General features: G+C 57.7%; 13 protein-coding genes. 10 read left to right on the top strand and 3 right to left on the bottom strand.

Going from position 1 to position 17,665, the window contains the following annotated elements:
• On the top strand, positions 1 to 1,341 hold the full coding sequence (gene gntU / locus ACOTY5_RS19965) for a gluconate transporter (protein WP_017693851.1): 1,341 nt from the start codon (positions 1 to 3) through the stop codon (positions 1,339 to 1,341).
• Positions 1,342 to 1,494: 153 nt separating this feature from the next.
• Here the strand turns inward: gntU and ACOTY5_RS19960 are convergent, their stop codons facing one another.
• A complete protein-coding gene (locus ACOTY5_RS19960) occupies positions 1,495 to 1,941 on the bottom strand; it encodes a hypothetical protein (protein WP_045142186.1) in 447 nt (148 codons plus the stop codon).
• Positions 1,942 to 2,306: 365 nt separating this feature from the next.
• Positions 2,307 to 2,900: an NAAT family transporter YhgN gene (gene yhgN, locus ACOTY5_RS19955; protein WP_003861574.1), complete on the bottom strand. Its 594-nt coding sequence runs from the start codon at positions 2,898 to 2,900 to the stop codon at positions 2,307 to 2,309.
• A 178-nt stretch (positions 2,901 to 3,078) separates the two neighbouring features.
• On the opposite strand from yhgN, the gene asd reads away from it, so the two are divergent.
• The 6 genes from asd (at position 3,079) to glgP (ending at position 13,791) form a co-directional block, all read left to right on the top strand.
• Entirely contained in the window at positions 3,079 to 4,182 is a 1,104-nt protein-coding gene (gene asd, locus ACOTY5_RS19950; RefSeq protein WP_045142187.1) for an aspartate-semialdehyde dehydrogenase, read from the top strand.
• Between the two features lie 240 nt (positions 4,183 to 4,422).
• Entirely contained in the window at positions 4,423 to 6,609 is a 2,187-nt protein-coding gene (gene glgB / locus ACOTY5_RS19945) for a 1,4-alpha-glucan branching enzyme (protein WP_017693853.1), read from the top strand.
• Complete coding sequence (gene glgX / locus ACOTY5_RS19940; RefSeq protein WP_017693854.1) at positions 6,606 to 8,579, top strand: glycogen debranching protein GlgX; 1,974 nt, start codon at positions 6,606 to 6,608, stop codon at positions 8,577 to 8,579. Before glgB ends, glgX begins: the two co-directional genes overlap by 4 nt.
• A 17-nt stretch (positions 8,580 to 8,596) precedes the next feature.
• Positions 8,597 to 9,892 carry a glucose-1-phosphate adenylyltransferase gene (gene glgC, locus ACOTY5_RS19935; RefSeq protein ID WP_023295538.1) on the top strand — a complete coding sequence of 432 codons (1,296 nt, stop codon included), beginning with the start codon at positions 8,597 to 8,599 and terminating at the stop codon, positions 9,890 to 9,892.
• The gene (gene glgA, locus ACOTY5_RS19930; RefSeq protein ID WP_017384140.1) at positions 9,892 to 11,325 is read left to right on the top strand and encodes a glycogen synthase GlgA; all 1,434 of its coding nucleotides are present in this window, start codon (positions 9,892 to 9,894) and stop codon (positions 11,323 to 11,325) included. Before glgC ends, glgA begins: the two co-directional genes overlap by 1 nt.
• A gap of 18 nt (positions 11,326 to 11,343) precedes the next feature.
• Complete coding sequence (gene glgP / locus ACOTY5_RS19925) at positions 11,344 to 13,791, top strand: glycogen phosphorylase (protein ID WP_015571454.1); 2,448 nt, start codon at positions 11,344 to 11,346, stop codon at positions 13,789 to 13,791.
• A gap of 87 nt (positions 13,792 to 13,878) precedes the next feature.
• Here the strand turns inward: glgP and glpD are convergent, their stop codons facing one another.
• Positions 13,879 to 15,387, bottom strand: coding sequence for a glycerol-3-phosphate dehydrogenase (gene glpD, locus ACOTY5_RS19920; RefSeq protein WP_032649735.1), 1,509 nt, complete (start codon positions 15,385 to 15,387; stop codon positions 13,879 to 13,881).
• Positions 15,388 to 15,672: 285 nt separating this feature from the next.
• Here glpD and glpE point away from each other — a divergent pair, with 285 nt between their 5' ends.
• Genes glpE through ACOTY5_RS19905 form a run of 3 tightly spaced genes read left to right on the top strand, consistent with a single transcriptional unit; the run spans position 15,673 to position 17,658 of the window.
• Positions 15,673 to 16,005 (top strand): thiosulfate sulfurtransferase GlpE, encoded by a 333-nt coding sequence (gene glpE, locus ACOTY5_RS19915; RefSeq protein ID WP_015571452.1) that lies wholly within the window; start codon positions 15,673 to 15,675, stop codon positions 16,003 to 16,005.
• Between the two features lie 47 nt (positions 16,006 to 16,052).
• Complete coding sequence (gene glpG / locus ACOTY5_RS19910) at positions 16,053 to 16,883, top strand: rhomboid family intramembrane serine protease GlpG (RefSeq protein ID WP_015571451.1); 831 nt, start codon at positions 16,053 to 16,055, stop codon at positions 16,881 to 16,883.
• Positions 16,884 to 16,899: 16 nt separating this feature from the next.
• Entirely contained in the window at positions 16,900 to 17,658 is a 759-nt protein-coding gene (locus ACOTY5_RS19905; RefSeq protein WP_045142188.1) for a DeoR/GlpR family transcriptional regulator, read from the top strand.
• The last annotated feature ends 7 nt before the right edge of the window (positions 17,659 to 17,665 follow it).

Raw genomic sequence — 17,665 nt, 5'->3', positions numbered from 1 at the left:
TTGAGTACATTAACGCTAGTTTTGACAGCAGTGGGTTCCGTATTGCTGCTGCTGTTTTTAGTGATGAAGGCGCGTATGCACGCCTTTGTGGCTTTGATGGTGGTTTCTATTGGTGCCGGTCTCTTTTCCGGCATGCCGCTCGACAAAATCGCGGCGACGATGGAAAAAGGGATGGGCGGCACGCTCGGCTTCCTGGCCATTGTGGTGGCGCTGGGCGCGATGTTTGGCAAGATTTTGCACGAGACGGGCGCGGTCGATCAGATTGCGGTCAAGATGCTGAAATCCTTCGGGCACAGCCGTGCGCACTACGCGATTGGTCTGGCCGGTCTGATTTGCGCGCTGCCGCTGTTCTTTGAAGTGGCCGTTGTGCTGCTGATTAGCGTGGCGTTCTCCATGGCGCGGCATACTGGTACCAACCTCGTGAAGCTGGTCATTCCGCTGTTTGCGGGCGTGGCGGCGGCGGCGGCGTTCCTGCTGCCGGGGCCTGCGCCGATGCTGCTGGCCTCCCAGATGCATGCTGACTTTGGCTGGATGATCCTGATTGGCCTGTGCGCGGCAATTCCGGGGATGATTATCGCTGGTCCGCTGTGGGGCAACTTCATCAGCCGTTACGTTGAGCTGCACATTCCGGATGACATCTCCGAGCCGCACCTGGGCGAGGGCAAAATGCCGTCCTTCGGCTTCAGCCTGTCGCTGATCCTGCTGCCGCTGGTGCTGGTGGGCCTGAAAACCATCGCTGCGCGCTTTGTGCCGGTGGGGTCAACCGCTTACGAATGGTTCGAATTTATTGGTCATCCGTTCACCGCGATCCTGGTGGCGTGTCTGGTAGCAATTTACGGCCTGGCGATGCGTCAGGGTATGCCGAAAGACCGCGTGATGGAGATCTGTGGTGCCGCGCTGCAACCGGCGGGGATTATCCTGCTGGTGATCGGGGCGGGCGGCGTGTTTAAGCAGGTGCTGGTGGATTCCGGCGTTGGCCCGGCGCTGGGTGAAGCGCTGACCGGGATGGGGCTGCCGATTGCAGTCACCTGTTTCGTGCTGGCCGCGGCGGTACGTATCATTCAGGGCTCCGCGACCGTAGCGTGCTTAACCGCCGTGGGTCTGGTAATGCCGGTGATTGAACAGCTGAACTACTCCGGTGCGCAGATGGCGGCGCTCTCTATCTGTATCGCGGGTGGCTCGATTGTGGTTTCTCACGTTAACGACGCGGGCTTCTGGCTGTTCGGTAAATTTACCGGCGCAACCGAAGCGCAAACCCTGAAAACCTGGACGCTGATGGAAACCATCCTCGGCACGACGGGTGCGGTTGTCGGGATGATTGCGTTTACGCTGCTGAGCTAATCCCGGTTTTCTCCCTCTCCCCGTGGGAGAGGGCTGGGGTGAGGGCATCAGGCCGCAGAGGGCGTATTTTGTCGGGTGGCGGCTTCGCCTTACCCGACCTACAAAAACCTCAGGTCCCGTAGGCCGGGTAAGCGCAAGCGCCACCCGGCTTTTTTACAGCGGCACGATGCCTTCCTTTGTGCGCAACCAGCGCGGCGCTTTCAGCGTATCACTGTAAAACCCCACTAAATCCTGCAACAAATCTCCTGCGACTCTTTCATCGCTCGCCGAGAGCGTTCGAGCCAACAGCATTTGCGTTAGCAACTGGCAATACCGTCCTAACTGATCCACTTCCGGCTCGAAGACCGGCACGTCCAGCGGCAGGTCATCCACCGTCAGGCTGGCTTTTAGACATTCCGGAACAGGTTCAAGCAGCGTGGGCTGGAGCAGGGCGAGGCAGGCGGAAAGCCGTCCGCATAGCGCCATCTTTTGTGCTGGATCGTCACATTCAACCAGCACGTCTACGAATCGCTCGCAGTTGTCTGCCAGTTCGGTGAAATCGGTAGTGTGATCGAACGGGGTAGTAAATAAAGTGTGAGAAAAGTTAGGGGGAGTAGTCATAAGACAGCCTCTAATGAGTTGAGTTGACCATCTTTGGAGGGACCAACCTCACTGGTGATGGACTGAACGGAGTTGGTCCTACCGGCCTCATCAGCTACCGGCGCGCCTTGCGGCGCCACCGTCCAGCCCACCATTGAAGTGTAACTGACTGCGCGATAAAAAGAGTTTCATCGCGGATGAGGATAACAGGGGACCAACCCTGACGCCTGATTTTGCAGGCGCGGCAAGAAGATACTGCGTTGGGGGCGGAGTGGCAAGAGAGGCTCTGGAAGGCGGCTCGCAAAACGAATGAATATTTTTGATGGTAGAGGCATCAGGTCCCGTAGGCCGGGTAAGCGCAAGCGCCACCCGGCTTTTTTACATCTTCACCCTTTCATCCACGCCCGGATCCCGTCCAGGAACATCTGCGTTGCCATCATCACCAGAATCAGCCCCATCAGGCGCTCCAGCGCGTTTACCCCTTTCTCACCCAGCAGGCGCAGGAACAGCGACGACTGCAACAGGATAATAAACGTCCCGCCCCAGGCGATCAGCAGGGCAATCACCAGATGGCTCATCTGATTCGGATACTGATGCGACAGCAGCATCAGCGTCGCCAGAATCGTTGGCCCGGCGACCAGCGGAATTGCCAGCGGCACGATAAACGGCTCTTCACCCGCAGGCAGGCCGCTGCTGCTGCCCTCCGCGCTCGGGAAAATCATCTTAATAGCAATCAGGAACAAAATGATCCCGCCGGAAATGGAGACCGTTTCGGCGCGTAAGTTCAGGAAAGCGAGGATTTTTTCACCGGCGAACAGGAAGATAAACATCACCAGCAGGGCGATGAGCAGCTCGCGGATCATGATCGCCCGGCGGCGCTTCGGCTCGGTATGCTTCAGCACCGACATGAAGATCGGCAGATTACCGAGCGGATCCATAATCAGGATCAATAAAACCGCTGCGGAAATGATTTCACTCATCTTAAATTATCCCTGATACTTATTGTGGTCATTGCGATGATTAGCACTTTTTCTGATTGCCGGGCAATCATCGATTAATTTCGCTTGCGACTTTGGCAGCATTTTGTAATGTGAAGCATATCCCAGTTCAATACTGGCTTGCACAATCAGCACACACCCCTTGCAGGAAAAAAATGCTATGAAAAACGTTGGTTTTATCGGCTGGCGCGGTATGGTCGGCTCTGTACTCATGCAACGCATGGTTGAAGAGCGCGATTTCGACGCCATCTGCCCGGTCTTCTTCTCCACTTCCCAGCTCGGCCAGGCTGCACCGTCCTTTGGGGGTACCACAGGCACGTTGCAGGATGCTTACGATCTGGAAGCGCTGAAGGCACTCGACATTATTGTGACCTGCCAGGGCGGCGATTATACCAACGAAATCTATCCGAAGCTGCGTGAAAGCGGCTGGCAGGGCTACTGGATTGATGCGGCCTCTTCGCTTCGCATGAAAGACGATGCCATCATTATTCTTGACCCGGTTAACCAGGGCGTCATCACTGACGGCCTGAACAACGGCGTGAAAACCTTTGTTGGAGGTAACTGCACCGTCAGCCTGATGCTGATGTCCCTCGGCGGCCTGTTCGCACAGGATCTGGTGGAGTGGGTCTCCGTGGCGACCTACCAGGCGGCCTCCGGCGGCGGCGCGCGTCATATGCGCGAGCTGCTGACCCAGATGGGCCAGCTGCACCAGAGCGTCGCTGCCGAGCTGGCAGACCCGGCGTCCGCCATCCTCGACATCGAGCGTAAAGTCACTCAGCTCACCCGCAGCGGCGAGCTGCCGGTGGATAACTTTGGCGTACCGCTGGCCGGTGGCCTGATCCCGTGGATCGACAAACAGCTGGATAACGGCCAGACCCGCGAAGAGTGGAAGGGCCAGGCTGAGACCAACAAAATCCTCGGCACCGCGAACACCATTCCGGTTGACGGTCTGTGCGTGCGTATCGGCGCGCTGCGCTGCCACAGCCAGGCCTTTACCATTAAACTGAAAAAAGATGTGTCTATTCCGACCGTGGAAGAGCTGCTGGCCGCACACAACCCGTGGGCGAAAGTGGTGCCAAACGATCGCGATATCACCATGCGCGAACTGACCCCGGCAGCCGTTACCGGCACGCTGACCACCCCGGTTGGTCGTCTGCGCAAGCTGAACATGGGGCCGGAGTACCTCTCCGCGTTCACCGTTGGCGATCAGCTGCTGTGGGGTGCAGCCGAGCCGCTGCGCCGCATGCTGCGCCAGCTGGCGTAATAATTTGTTAAACACGGGGGGTGATTGTCACCCCCCTTTTTTTGCGTACTACATGGAGTAAAACGCAGATGTCTTATTTTTTATCAGGAGGACCCACGACGTTGGCTATGCTTTAAGGAAGATTTATTTCTCACCTGAGGGTAGGGCGGAGCAGAGAGGATTAACTGCACCGTTTAGGTCACATTAAAAGTCGTCCCGGAGCGCGTAAAAAGGGCGACATAAAAAAACAGGATGAACACCATGTCCGATCGTATTTCGAGAGACGTGATTAATGCGCTTATTGCGGGTCACTTTGCCGACCCCTTTTCTGTGCTAGGGATGCACCGTACAGAGGCCGGACTGGAAGTTCGGGCGCTGTTACCGGATGCAACAGAAGTGTGGGTTATCGAACCCAAAACCGGCCGCAAGGTGGGTAATCTGGAATGCCTCGACTCGCGTGGCTTCTTCTCGGGCGTCATGCCCCGCCGTAAAAATCCTTTTCGTTATCAGCTTGCCGTTATCTGGCACGGTCAGCAAAACCTCATTGACGATCCCTATAGCTTCGGCCCGCTCTTAAAAGAGATGGACGCCTGGCTGCTGTCCGAAGGGACCCATTTACGCCCCTACGAAACGCTGGGTGCCCATGCGGATACCATGGACGGTATCACCGGCACGCGTTTTGCCGTATGGGCGCCAAACGCCCAGCGCGTCTCCGTCGTCGGGCAGTTCAACTACTGGGACGGTCGTCGTCACCCCATGCGTCTGCGCCGGGAAACCGGCATCTGGGAGCTGTTTATCCCCGGCGCGCACAACGGTCAGCTCTACAAATTCGAGATGATCGATGCCAACGGCAAGCTGCGCATTAAATCCGACCCGTACGCCTTTGAGGCAGAACTACGCCCGAATACCGCCTCGCTGATTTGCGGCCTGCCGGAGAAGGTTGTCCAGAGTGAGGAGCGCAAGCAGGCCAACCGCTTTGATGCGCCAATCTCCGTCTATGAAGTGCATCTCGGCTCGTGGCGTCGCCACACCGATAACAACTTCTGGCTGAGCTATCGCGAGCTGGCGGACCAGCTGGTGCCGTACGCCAAATGGATGGGCTTTACCCATCTGGAGCTGCTGCCGATCAACGAACACCCATTTGACGGCAGCTGGGGCTATCAGCCAACCGGGTTGTATGCGCCCACGCGCCGCTTCGGCACGCGCGATGACTTCCGCTATTTCATCGATGCCGCGCACGCCGCCGGGCTGAACGTGATCCTCGACTGGGTGCCGGGCCACTTCCCGTCGGATGATTTTGCGCTGGCAGAGTTCGACGGCACAAAGCTGTACGAGCACAGCGACCCGCGCGAAGGCTATCACCAGGACTGGAATACGCTGATCTATAACTACGGTCGCCGTGAAGTATCGAACTACCTGGTCGGGAACGCGCTGTACTGGATCGAACGTTTCGGCATTGATGCCCTGCGCGTGGATGCGGTGGCGTCGATGATCTACCGCGACTACAGCCGCAAAGAGGGGGAGTGGATCCCGAACGAGTATGGCGGCCGTGAAAACCTGGAAGCGATTGAGTTTCTGCGCAACACCAACCGCATTATCGGCGAGCAGGTGGAAGGCGCCGTGACCATGGCGGAAGAGTCCACCGACTTCCCGGGCGTTTCCCGTCCACCGGCAATGGGCGGCCTGGGCTTCTGGTACAAGTGGAACCTCGGCTGGATGCACGACACGCTCGACTACATGAAGCTCGACCCGGTTTATCGTCAGTATCACCACGATAAGCTCACCTTCGGGCTGCTCTACAACTACACCGAAAACTTCATGCTGCCGCTGTCGCACGATGAAGTGGTGCACGGCAAGAAATCCATTCTCGACCGCATGCCGGGGGACGCGTGGCAGAAGTTTGCCAACCTGCGCGCTTACTACGGCTGGCTGTTTGCTTTCCCGGGCAAAAAACTGCTGTTTATGGGCAACGAATTTGCGCAGGGGCGCGAATGGAACCACGATACCAGCCTTGACTGGCATCTGCTGGAAGGCGCGGACAACTGGCACCACGGCGTACAGCGTCTGGTCCGTGACCTGAACCTGACCTATCGCCACCACAAAGCGCTGCACGAGCTGGACTTCGATCCGTACGGCTTTGAGTGGCTGGTGGTGGACGACCACGAGCGCTCGGTGTTTGTCTTTGTGCGCCGCGACAAGGCGGGTAACGAGATCATTGTCGCCAGCAACTTCACGCCGGTGCCGCGCGAACACTATCGCTTCGGCATTAACCAGCCGGGCAAATGGCGCGAAATTCTCAATACCGACTCCATGCACTACCACGGCAGCAACGCGGGTAACGGTGGCCTGGTGCAGAGCGATGCGATTGAAAGCCACGGTCGTCCGAACTCCCTGAGCCTGACGCTGCCGCCGCTGAGCACCATCTGGCTGGTGCGGGAGGGCGAATGACGCAGCTCTCGGCAGGTAAACCCGAACCGCTCGGGGCGAGTTTTGACGGAAAGGGGGTGAACTTCACGCTCTTTTCTGCCCATGCGGAGCGGGTGGAACTCTGTGTGTTTGACGGGGAAGGTAACGAGCATCGTTACGATTTACCGGCGCGCACGGGGGATACCTGGCATGGCTACCTGGCCGGAGGACGGCCGGGGATGCACTACGGTTTTCGCGTACACGGCCCCTGGGAGCCCTCTCAGGGGCACTGGTTTAACCCGGCGAAGCTGCTGATTGACCCGTGCGCGCACCGCGTGGACGGTGAGTTTAAAGATGACTCGCTGTTCCACGTTGGCTACGGCGAACCTGACCACCGCGACAGCGCGCCCGTCGCGCCCAAAAGCGTGGTGGTGCACGATCTCTACGACTGGGAAGACGATGCCCCGCCGCGCACGCCGTGGGGCAACACCGTTATTTATGAAGCCCACGTTAAAGGGCTGACATATCTGCACCCGTCAATCCCTAAAGAGATGCGCGGCACCTACAAAGCGCTTGGGCATCCGACGATGGTCGCGTACCTGAAGCACTTAGGGATCACCGCGCTGGAGCTGTTGCCCGTGGCGCATTTCGCCAGCGAGCCGCGGCTACAGCGTCTTGGGTTAAGCAACTACTGGGGCTACAACCCGCTGGCGATGTTCGCCCTCGACCCGCGCTACGCGGTGCAGCCGGAGAAGGCACGGGATGAGTTTCGCGATGCGGTGAAGGCGCTTCACGCGGCGGGTATCGAGGTCATTCTGGACGTGGTGCTGAACCACAGTGCGGAAAGCGATCTTGACGGCCCGACGCTCTCACAGCGCGGAATCGATAACCGTAGCTATTATTGGATCAGGGACGACGGCGATTACGAGAACTGGACCGGGTGCGGTAACACCCTCAACCTCAGTCATCCGGCCGTTACGCATTACGCGTACGAGTGCCTGAAATACTGGGTTGAGACGTTCCACGTGGACGGTTTTCGCTTCGACCTGGCGCCGGTGATGGGGCGCACCCCGGCGTTCAGCCAGCAGGCGCCGCTGTTTGAGGCCATCAAAAACTGCCCGGTGCTCTCAAAGGTTAAGCTGATCGCGGAGCCCTGGGACATCGGAGAGGGCGGTTATCAGGTGGGGAATTTCCCGCCGCTGTTTGCCGAGTGGAACGACCACTTCCGCGATGCCATCCGCCGCTTCTGGCTGACGCGCGATCTGTCGCTGGGGGAGTTTGCCGGTCGCTTTGCCGGCTCCAGCGATCTCTTCAAGCGTGACGGCAAACGTCCGTCGGCCACCATTAACCTGCTGACGGCACACGACGGTTTTACGCTGCGCGACTGCGTTTGTTTCAATCAGAAACACAATGAGGCAAACGGCGAGGAGAATCGCGATGGGACTAACAATAACCATAGCTTCAACCATGGTATAGAAGGGTTAGGCGGAAGTCTGGATGTGATCGAGCGGCGACGCGCCAGCGTTCATGCGCTGCTGACGACGCTTTTGTTGTCGCAGGGCACGCCGATGCTGCTGGCGGGCGATGAGCACGGCCACAGCCAGCACGGCAACAACAACGCCTATTGCCAGGACAACACCCTGACCTGGCTCGACTGGGGAGAAGCGAATAGCGGGCTGACCCATTTCACCGCGGCGCTGATCCATCTTCGCCAGCGCATCCCCGCGCTCACCGCCGACCGCTGGTGGGAAGAGGGCGACGGAAACGTTCGCTGGCTGAATAAAGACGCGCAACCGTTAAGCGCGCAAGAGTGGCAACACGGCATACCCTGTCTGCAAATCCTGCTTTCGGATGCGTGGCTGGTGACGCTGAACGCGACGGATGACGTCGCAGAGATTGTTTTACCTGACGGGGAATGGCGAGCCATTCCTCCCTTTGCCGGAGCGGATAATCCGGTTGTTATGGCTGTCTGGCACGGGCCTGCGCACGGAGTGTGCGTATTCCAAAGATGATAAAAAAGGAGTTAGTCATGGTTAGATTAGAGAAGAACGATCCGTTAATGTTGGCGCGCCAGCTACCATTAAAAACAGTTGCCCTGATACTCGCGGGCGGGCGTGGTACCCGTCTGAAAGATTTGACCATCAAGCGCGCCAAACCGGCCGTTCACTTTGGTGGTAAGTTCCGTATTATCGATTTTGCACTTTCCAACTGCCTGAACTCAGGCATTCGCCGTATTGGCGTCATTACCCAGTATCAGTCGCACACGCTGGTGCAGCACATTCAGCGCGGCTGGTCATTCTTCAGCGAAGAGATGAACGAATTTGTCGATCTGCTCCCGGCGCAGCAGCGCGTTCATGGGGAGAACTGGTACCGCGGCACGGCGGATGCCGTGACCCAGAACCTCGACATCATTCGTCGCTACAACGCGGAATACATCGTTATCCTCGCCGGGGACCACATCTACAAGCAAGATTACTCCCACATGCTAATCGACCACGTCGAAAAAGGGGCGCGCTGCACCGTGGCGTGTCTGCCGGTGCCTGTTGCGGAAGCAACCGCGTTTGGCGTGATGCATGTAGATGGCGACGACAAGATTATCGACTTTGTCGAAAAACCGGCGAACCCGCCAACCATGCCGGGCGACGACACCAAATCGCTCGCCAGCATGGGGATCTATGTCTTTGATGCCGATTACCTTTATGAACTGCTGGAAGAGGACGACAAAGACGAAAACTCCAGCCACGACTTCGGTAAAGACATCATCCCGAAAATCACCAAAGCTGGCATGGCGTATGCGCATCCCTTCCCGCTGTCCTGCGTGCAGTCCGATCCGAATGCGGAGCCTTACTGGCGCGATGTGGGAACGCTGGAAGCGTACTGGAAAGCCAACCTCGATCTGGCGTCCGTCACGCCTGAGCTGGATATGTACGACCAGAACTGGCCGATTCGCACGCATATGGAATCGTTGCCGCCGGCGAAGTTCGTTCAGGATCGCTCCGGCAGCCACGGCATGACGCTCAACTCGCTGGTCTCTGGCGGTTGCATTATTTCCGGTTCGGTGGTGGTGCAGTCCGTGCTGTTCCCGCGCGTGCGTATAAACTCATTCTGTAATATCGATTCGGCAGTTCTGCTGCCGGATGTCTGGGTAGGACGCTCATGTCGTCTGCGTCGCTGCGTTATCGATCGTGCCTGCATCATTCCCGAAGGGATGGTGATTGGGGAAAACGCGGAAGAAGATGCGCGTCGTTTCTACCGTTCGGAAGAGGGGATCGTGTTAGTAACACGGGAAATGTTGCGGAAGCTGCAAATCAAACAGGAGCGATGATGCAGGTTTTACACGTATGTTCTGAGATGTTCCCGTTGTTAAAAACGGGCGGCCTGGCGGATGTTCTTGGTGCATTACCAGCGGCGCAAATCGCCGGAGGGGTGGATACCCGCGTGTTGTTGCCCGCTTTTCCGGATATCCGGCGCGGTATTCCCGATGCAAAGGTTGTTACCCGTCGCGAGACCTTCGCGGGACGTATCACCCTGCTGTTTGGACATTACAATGGCGTAGGGATTTACCTGATTGATGCCCCGCATTTATACGATCGACCCGGCAGCCCGTATCACGATACCAACCTGTACGCCTATACCGATAACGTGATGCGCTTTGCCCTGCTCGGCTGGGTGGGGGCGGAAATGGCCGTCGGACTGGATCCGTTCTGGCGTCCGAACGTGGTGCACGCGCATGACTGGCATGCGGGGCTGGCTCCTGCGTATCTGGCGGCTAAGGGGCACCCGGCCAAATCGGTGTTTACGGTGCACAACCTGGCGTATCAGGGCATGTATTACGCGCATCATATGAATGACATCGATCTGCCATGGTCGTTCTTTAACATGCACGGACTGGAGTTTAACGGACAGATTTCGTTCCTGAAGGCGGGTCTGTACTACGCCGACCACATCACGGCGGTCAGCCCAACCTACGCGCGGGAAATTACCCAGCCGGAGTTCGGTTACGGTATGGAAGGGCTGCTGCAACAGCGCCACCGTGAAGGTCGCCTGTCGGGCATTCTGAACGGCGTGGATGAACAGATCTGGAATCCGGAAACGGACCTCCTGCTGGCGGCGCGCTATGGTCGCGACTCCGTGGAGGACAAAGCGGAGAACAAGCGCCAGCTACAGATTGCGATGGGGCTGAAGGTCAACGACAAGGTGCCGCTGTTTGCGGTGGTCAGCCGCCTGACCAGCCAGAAAGGGCTGGATCTGGTGCTGGAAGCGCTGCCGGGATTACTGGAGCAGGGCGGCCAGCTGGCGCTGCTCGGCGCGGGCGACCCGGTATTGCAGGAAGGTTTCCTTGCGGCCGCGGCGGAACATCCGGGGCAGGTGGGCGTGCAGATTGGCTATCACGAAGCGTTCTCGCACCGCATCATGGGCGGCGCGGACGTGATTCTGGTGCCGAGCCGCTTCGAGCCCTGCGGCCTGACGCAGCTCTATGGTCTGAAATACGGCACGTTGCCGCTGGTACGCCGCACGGGCGGGCTGGCGGATACGGTGTCTGATAGCTCCCTCGAAAACCTGGCGGACGGTATCGCCAGCGGGTTTGTTTTCGAGGACAGTAATGCCTGGTCGCTGCTTCGGGCGATCCGGCGTGCTTTCGTCTTGTGGTCCCGTCCATCCCTGTGGCGTTACGTACAACGTCAGGCGATGTCCATGGACTTTGGCTGGCACGTTGCGGCGCAGTCCTACCGCGACCTTTATCAACGCTTGATGTAACGAGGCGAAGTTACTGATATGAATGCTCCATTTAGCTACTCTTCCCCCACGCTCAGCGTTGAGGCGTTGAAACACTCCATCGCCTATAAGCTGATGTTTACCATTGGGAAAGATCCCGTTATTGCCAACAAACATGAGTGGCTGAACGCCACGCTGTTTGCAGTGCGTGACCGTATGGTCGAACGCTGGCTGCGCTCCAACCGCGCCCAGCTTTCGCAGGAGACGCGACAGGTGTATTACCTGTCGATGGAGTTTCTGATTGGTCGCACCCTCTCCAATGCGCTGTTATCGCTCGGGATTTATGACGACGTCAAAAACGCACTGGAAGAGATGGGGCTGGATTTAGAAGAGCTGATTGACGAAGAGAACGACCCGGGGCTGGGTAACGGTGGTCTCGGGCGTCTTGCCGCCTGTTTCCTCGATTCACTGGCGACGCTGGCGCTGCCGGGGCGCGGCTACGGTATTCGCTACGACTACGGTATGTTCAAGCAGAACATCGTGGATGGTCGTCAGAAAGAGTCTCCAGACTACTGGCTGGAGTACGGTAACCCGTGGGAGTTCAAGCGCCACAACACGCGCTACAAGGTGCGTTTTGGCGGGCGTATTCAGCAGGAAGGGAAAAAATCCCGCTGGGTGGAAACCGAGGAGATCCTCGCCGTGGCCTATGACCAGATCATCCCCGGCTACGACACCGATGCGACCAATACGCTGCGCCTGTGGAACGCGCAGGCCAGTAGCGAGATCAACCTGGGTAAATTCAACCAGGGTGACTACTTCGCGGCGGTGGAAGATAAAAACCACTCCGAGAATGTGTCACGCGTCCTGTATCCGGATGACTCGACCTACTCAGGCCGCGAGCTGCGCCTGCGTCAGGAGTATTTCCTCGTCTCGGCAACGATTCAGGATATCCTTAGCCGTCACTATCAGCTGCACAAAACCTATGCGAATCTGGCGGAAAAAACCGCCATTCACCTCAACGATACCCATCCGGTGCTGTCGATCCCTGAGCTGATGCGCCTGCTGATTGACGAGCATAAGTTCAGCTGGGATGACGCGTTTGAAGTAACCTGCCAGGTGTTCTCGTACACCAACCATACGCTGATGAGTGAAGCGCTGGAGACGTGGCCGGTGGATATGCTCGGCAAAATTCTGCCACGCCATCTGCAAATCATCTTCGAGATCAACGACTATTTCCTCAAGACCTTGCAGGAGCAGTACCCGAACGATACCGGTCTGCTGAGCCGCGCCTCGATCATTGATGAATCCAACGGGCGTCGCGTACGCATGGCCTGGCTGGCGGTGGTGATCAGCCACAAGGTGAACGGCGTGTCAGAGCTGCACTCGAACCTGATGGTGCAGTCCCTGTTTGCGGACTTTGCGAAGATCTTCCCGACGCGTTTCTGCAACGTGACCAACGGCGTCACCCCGCGCCGCTGGCTGGCGCTGGCGAACCAGCCGCTCTCCGACGTTCTGGATGAGAACATTGGCCGCACCTGGCGCACCGATTTGAGCCAGCTGAGCGAGCTGGAGCAGCACATTGATTTCCCGACGGTGAATAAAGCGGTACGGGAAGCCAAGCTGCTGAACAAGAAGCGTCTGGCGGTCTGGCTGGCGATGCATCTGAACGTGGTGGCGAACCCGAAAGCGCTGTTCGACGTGCAGATCAAACGTATCCACGAGTACAAGCGTCAGCTGATGAATGTCCTGCACGTTATTACCCACTACAACCGCATTAAGGCTGACCCGACGGCGGAGTGGGTGCCGCGCGTGAAAATCTTTGCCGGTAAGGCGGCGTCCGCGTACTACATGGCGAAGCACATCATTCATCTCATCAACGATGTGGCGAAGGTGGTGAATCACGATCCGGACATTGGCGATAAGCTGAAGGTCGTGTTTATCCCGAACTACAGCGTAAGCCTGGCGCAGCTGATTATTCCGGCGGCGGATCTCTCTGAGCAGATTTCCACGGCGGGGACGGAAGCATCCGGCACCAGTAATATGAAGTTTGCCCTGAACGGCGCGCTGACTATCGGCACGCTGGACGGCGCAAATGTCGAAATGCTGGAGCATGTGGGCGCGGAGAATATCTTTATTTTCGGGAATACGGCGGAAGAGGTGGAGGCGCTGCGCAAGCAGGGCTACTCGCCGCGTGAGTATTATGAAGAGGATGACGAGTTACGCCAGGTGCTGACGCAAATCGCCACCGGCGTGTTTAACCCTGAGGAGCCCGGACGCTATCGCGATCTGGTGGACTCGCTGATTAACTTTGGCGATCACTATCAGGTGCTGGCGGATTACCGCAGCTACGTGGATTGTCAGGATAAGGTGGACGAACTGTACCGTCAGCAGGAGAAGTGGACCAGCGCCGCGATGCATAACATCGCCAACATGGGATACTTCTCGTCGGACAGGACTATCAAAGAGTATGCCGAGAATATCTGGCATATTGATCCGGTGCGGTTGTAAAAACAAAGCCCGGTGGCGCTGCGCTTACCGGGCCTACGGGATCGAGTAGGCCGGGTAAGGCGGAGCCGCCACCCGGCTTTTTTTCAATTACGACGCCAACGACAATTCACGCTTTCCCGCATGCTGCTGCAACCATTGCGCCACGCGAGACTGCTGCTCGGCATTCAGCCACATCCCTTCTTTAGTACGACGCCAGATAGCATCGTCCAGACGGCGCACCCACTCGTGTTCCACCAGGTAGCGCAGTTCCGCTTCGTACAGCTCATGGCCAAAATGCTCGCCCAGATCGGCAATCTCTTTCGCCTCGCCGAGGAACAGTTCGGTGTTGCTGCCGTAGGTGCGGGCATAGTGGCGCGCCATTCCTTCGGTAATGAACGGGAAGCGGCGACGCAGCTTCGCGGCGTAATCGTCGCGGTTATCGCCGATATCGCCGCCAGGCAGCACGGCGCCTTTCGTCCACGCCGGGCCGATGCCTTTGTAATACGGCGCCAGTTTCTCCAGCGCATGCTCCGCCAGTTTACGGTAGGTGGTGAGCTTACCGCCAAATACCGACAGCAGGGGCGCCTGACCGTTCACGTCATGAATATCAAGCGTATAGTCACGGGTGATGGCCTGCGGTGAGTCAGACTCGTCATCACACAGCGGACGCACGCCGGAGTAGGTCCAGACCACGTCATCGCGCGCCAGCTGTTTCTTAAAGTGCGCGTTGTACACTTTCAACAGATAGCTGACTTCACTCTCGTCGATCTCAACGTTTTTCGGATCGCCTTTGTACTCTACGTCGGTGGTGCCGATGATGGAGAACTCGTCCATCCACGGGATCACAAACACAATGCGCTTGTCTTCATTTTGCAGGATATAAGCCTGTTTCTGGGTATGCACGCGCGGCACCACAATGTGGCTGCCCTTGATCAGGCGGATGCCGTACGGAGAAGGCAGGTGCATACCGTCATCGAAGAACTGTTTTACCCACGGGCCGGTGGCGTTCACCAGGCCGCGCGCTTTCCAGCTGAACTTCTCGCCGGTATCCACGTCTTCCGCTTCCACAATCCACAGGCCGTTTTCGCGGCGTGCGGCGGTCGCGCGGGTACGGGTTTTCACCTCGCCGCCTTTCTTCTCGACCATCTGCGCGTTAGCCAGCACCAGACGCGCATCGTCCACCCAGCAGTCGGAATATTCGAAACCGCGCACGATTTCAGGCTTAAGGACCGACTCTGAGCCAAAACGCAAACCAGTCGAACCCGGCAGGCTGGTGCGTTTACCCAGATGATCGTACATAAACAGACCAATGCGGATCATCCACGCCGGACGCAGATGCGGGCGATGAGGCAGACGGAAACGCATCGGGATTGCCAGATGCGGAGCCATTTTCAGCAGTACTTCGCGTTCAGCCAGCGCTTCGCTGACCAGGCGGAATTCGTAGTGTTCCAGGTAGCGCAGGCCACCGTGGATCAGCTTGGAGCTGGCGGACGACGTCGCGCAGGCGAGATCGTTAGCTTCCAGCATCAGCACGGATAAACCGCGTCCTGCGGCATCAACCGCAATACCGGCACCGTTGATGCCACCGCCTATCACAATCAGATCTTTGGTTTCCATAACACCCTCATGCACTTTCGTTAAAGCTCAAAAATGTTCGATATCGCTCATAATAGCAAAGGAACGCGCTTTTGGTAACATCAAAAAAACAATTTAGAGTGATATGGATAACATAATGGCGTTTACCCGCCGCCAGGACGTACACTACGGGGTAAAATAGTGCGGTCTGATGCCCTCACCCCAGCCCTCTCCCACGGGGAGAGGGTGATCCGTTTCCCTCTCCCTCCGGGAGAGGGTAGGGTGAGGGGAAAACCGCACCACACCTGAATATAAGATGAGAACACCATGGATCAGTTTGAATGTATTAACGTAGAAGAAGCCCACCAGAAGATGCACCAGGGACAAGCGGTGCTGGTGGACATCCGCGATCCGCAGAGCTTTGCGATGGGCCACACGCCGGGCGCGTTCCATCTCACCAACGATACGCTGGGCGCGTTTATGCGCGATAACGACTTCGATACCCCGGTGATGGTGATGTGCTATCACGGCAACAGTAGTAAAGGCGCGGCGCAGTATCTGCTCCAGCAGGGTTACGACGCGGTGTACAGCGTCGATGGCGGCTTCGATGCCTGGCATCGTCATTTCCCGGCAGAAGTTGAATACGCGTTTGAGCGCTGATCCCGCTATACTGTCCCCTTTTGTGTGGAAATAAGCGACCGCTGCCCATGTTGATGATCACCTCTTTTAGCAACCCGCGCGTCGCCCAGGCGTTTGTCGACTATATGGCGACGCAGGGCATTATCCTGACTATTCAGCAGCATACACAGACGGATGTCTGGCTGGCAGACGAAAGCCAGGCCGGCCGCGTGAATGACGAGCTGGCGCGTTTTCTGGAAAACCCGGGCGACCCGCGTTATCTGGCGGCAAGCTGGCAATCCGGCCAGACCGGCAGTGGCCTGCACTATCAACGTTTTCCGTTTCTCGCCACCCTCCGCGAGCGCGCAGGGCCGTTTACGCTGCTTTTGATGGCAGCCTGCATCATCGTCTTCATTATTATGAGCGTGGTGGGCGACCAGAGCGTGATGATTGCCCTCGCATGGCCGTACGATCCCTCCCTGCAATTTGACGTCTGGCGCTACTTCACGCATGCGCTGATGCACTTCTCGGTGATGCATATCCTCTTTAACCTGCTGTGGTGGTGGTATCTCGGCGGGGCGGTGGAGAAGCGGCTCGGCAGCGGCAAGCTGATTGTGATCACCCTTATCAGCGCCCTGTTAAGCGGCTACGTGCAGCACAAATTCAGCGGTCCATGGTTTGGCGGGTTATCCGGCGTGGTGTACGCCCTGATGGGTTACGCCTGGCTCAGAGGCGAGCGCGACCCGGATAGCGGCATCTATTTACAACGTGGATTAATAACCTTTGCGTTAATATGGCTTATTGCCGGATGGTTTGATCTGTTTGGTATGTCTATCGCCAATGGTGCGCACGTTACCGGCCTGGCGGTTGGGCTGGCGATGGCGCTGGCCGATACGCTCCATGCGCGAAAACGAACATAATACCCAGGGATATTTCATGAAACAAACACAACGTCATGACGCCATTATCGAACTGGTAAAAAAACAGGGATACGTTAGTACTGAAGAGCTGGTGGAGCAGTTTGCCGTCAGCCCGCAAACCATCCGTCGTGACCTCAACGACCTGGCCGATCAGAACCGTATTCTGCGTCACCACGGCGGCGCCGCGCTGCCGTCCAGCTCGGTGAACACCTCATGGCATGACCGTAAGGCGACGCAAACGGCAGAGAAAGAGCGTATCGCCCGTAAAGTGGCGAGCCAGATCCCGAACGGCGCGACGCTGTTTATTGATATCGGCACCACGCCGGAAGCGGTCGCCCATGCGCTGCTGAACCACGAGAACCTGCGCGTGGTGACCAACAACCTGAACGTGGCCAACACGTTGATGCAGAAAGACGATTTCCGCATCATCCTCGCGGGCGGCGAACTGCGTAGCCGCGACGGGGGCATTATCGGCGAAGCGACGCTCGATTTTATCTCTCAGTTCCGCCTCGACTTCGGCATTCTGGGGATCAGCGGCATCGACAGCGACGGCTCGCTGCTGGAGTTTGATTACCACGAGGTGCGCACCAAGCGCGCGATCATTGAGAACTCACGCCATGTAATGCTGGTGGTGGATCACTCCAAGTTTGGTCGTAATGCGATGGTGAACATGGGCAGCATCAGCATGGTGAATGCGGTCTACACCGACGTGATGCCGCCGGCGGGCGTCATGCAGGTGATTAAAGATAATAATGTGCAGTTAGAGTTGTGTTGAAAAGCCG

Source organism: Enterobacter cloacae complex sp. SHL018 (assembly GCF_049237905.1).
Lineage (GTDB): Bacteria > Pseudomonadota > Gammaproteobacteria > Enterobacterales > Enterobacteriaceae > Enterobacter > Enterobacter hormaechei_C.
The sequence above is the reverse complement of the archived record's forward strand: the minus strand, read 5'-3'. Positions and strand labels throughout refer to the sequence as shown.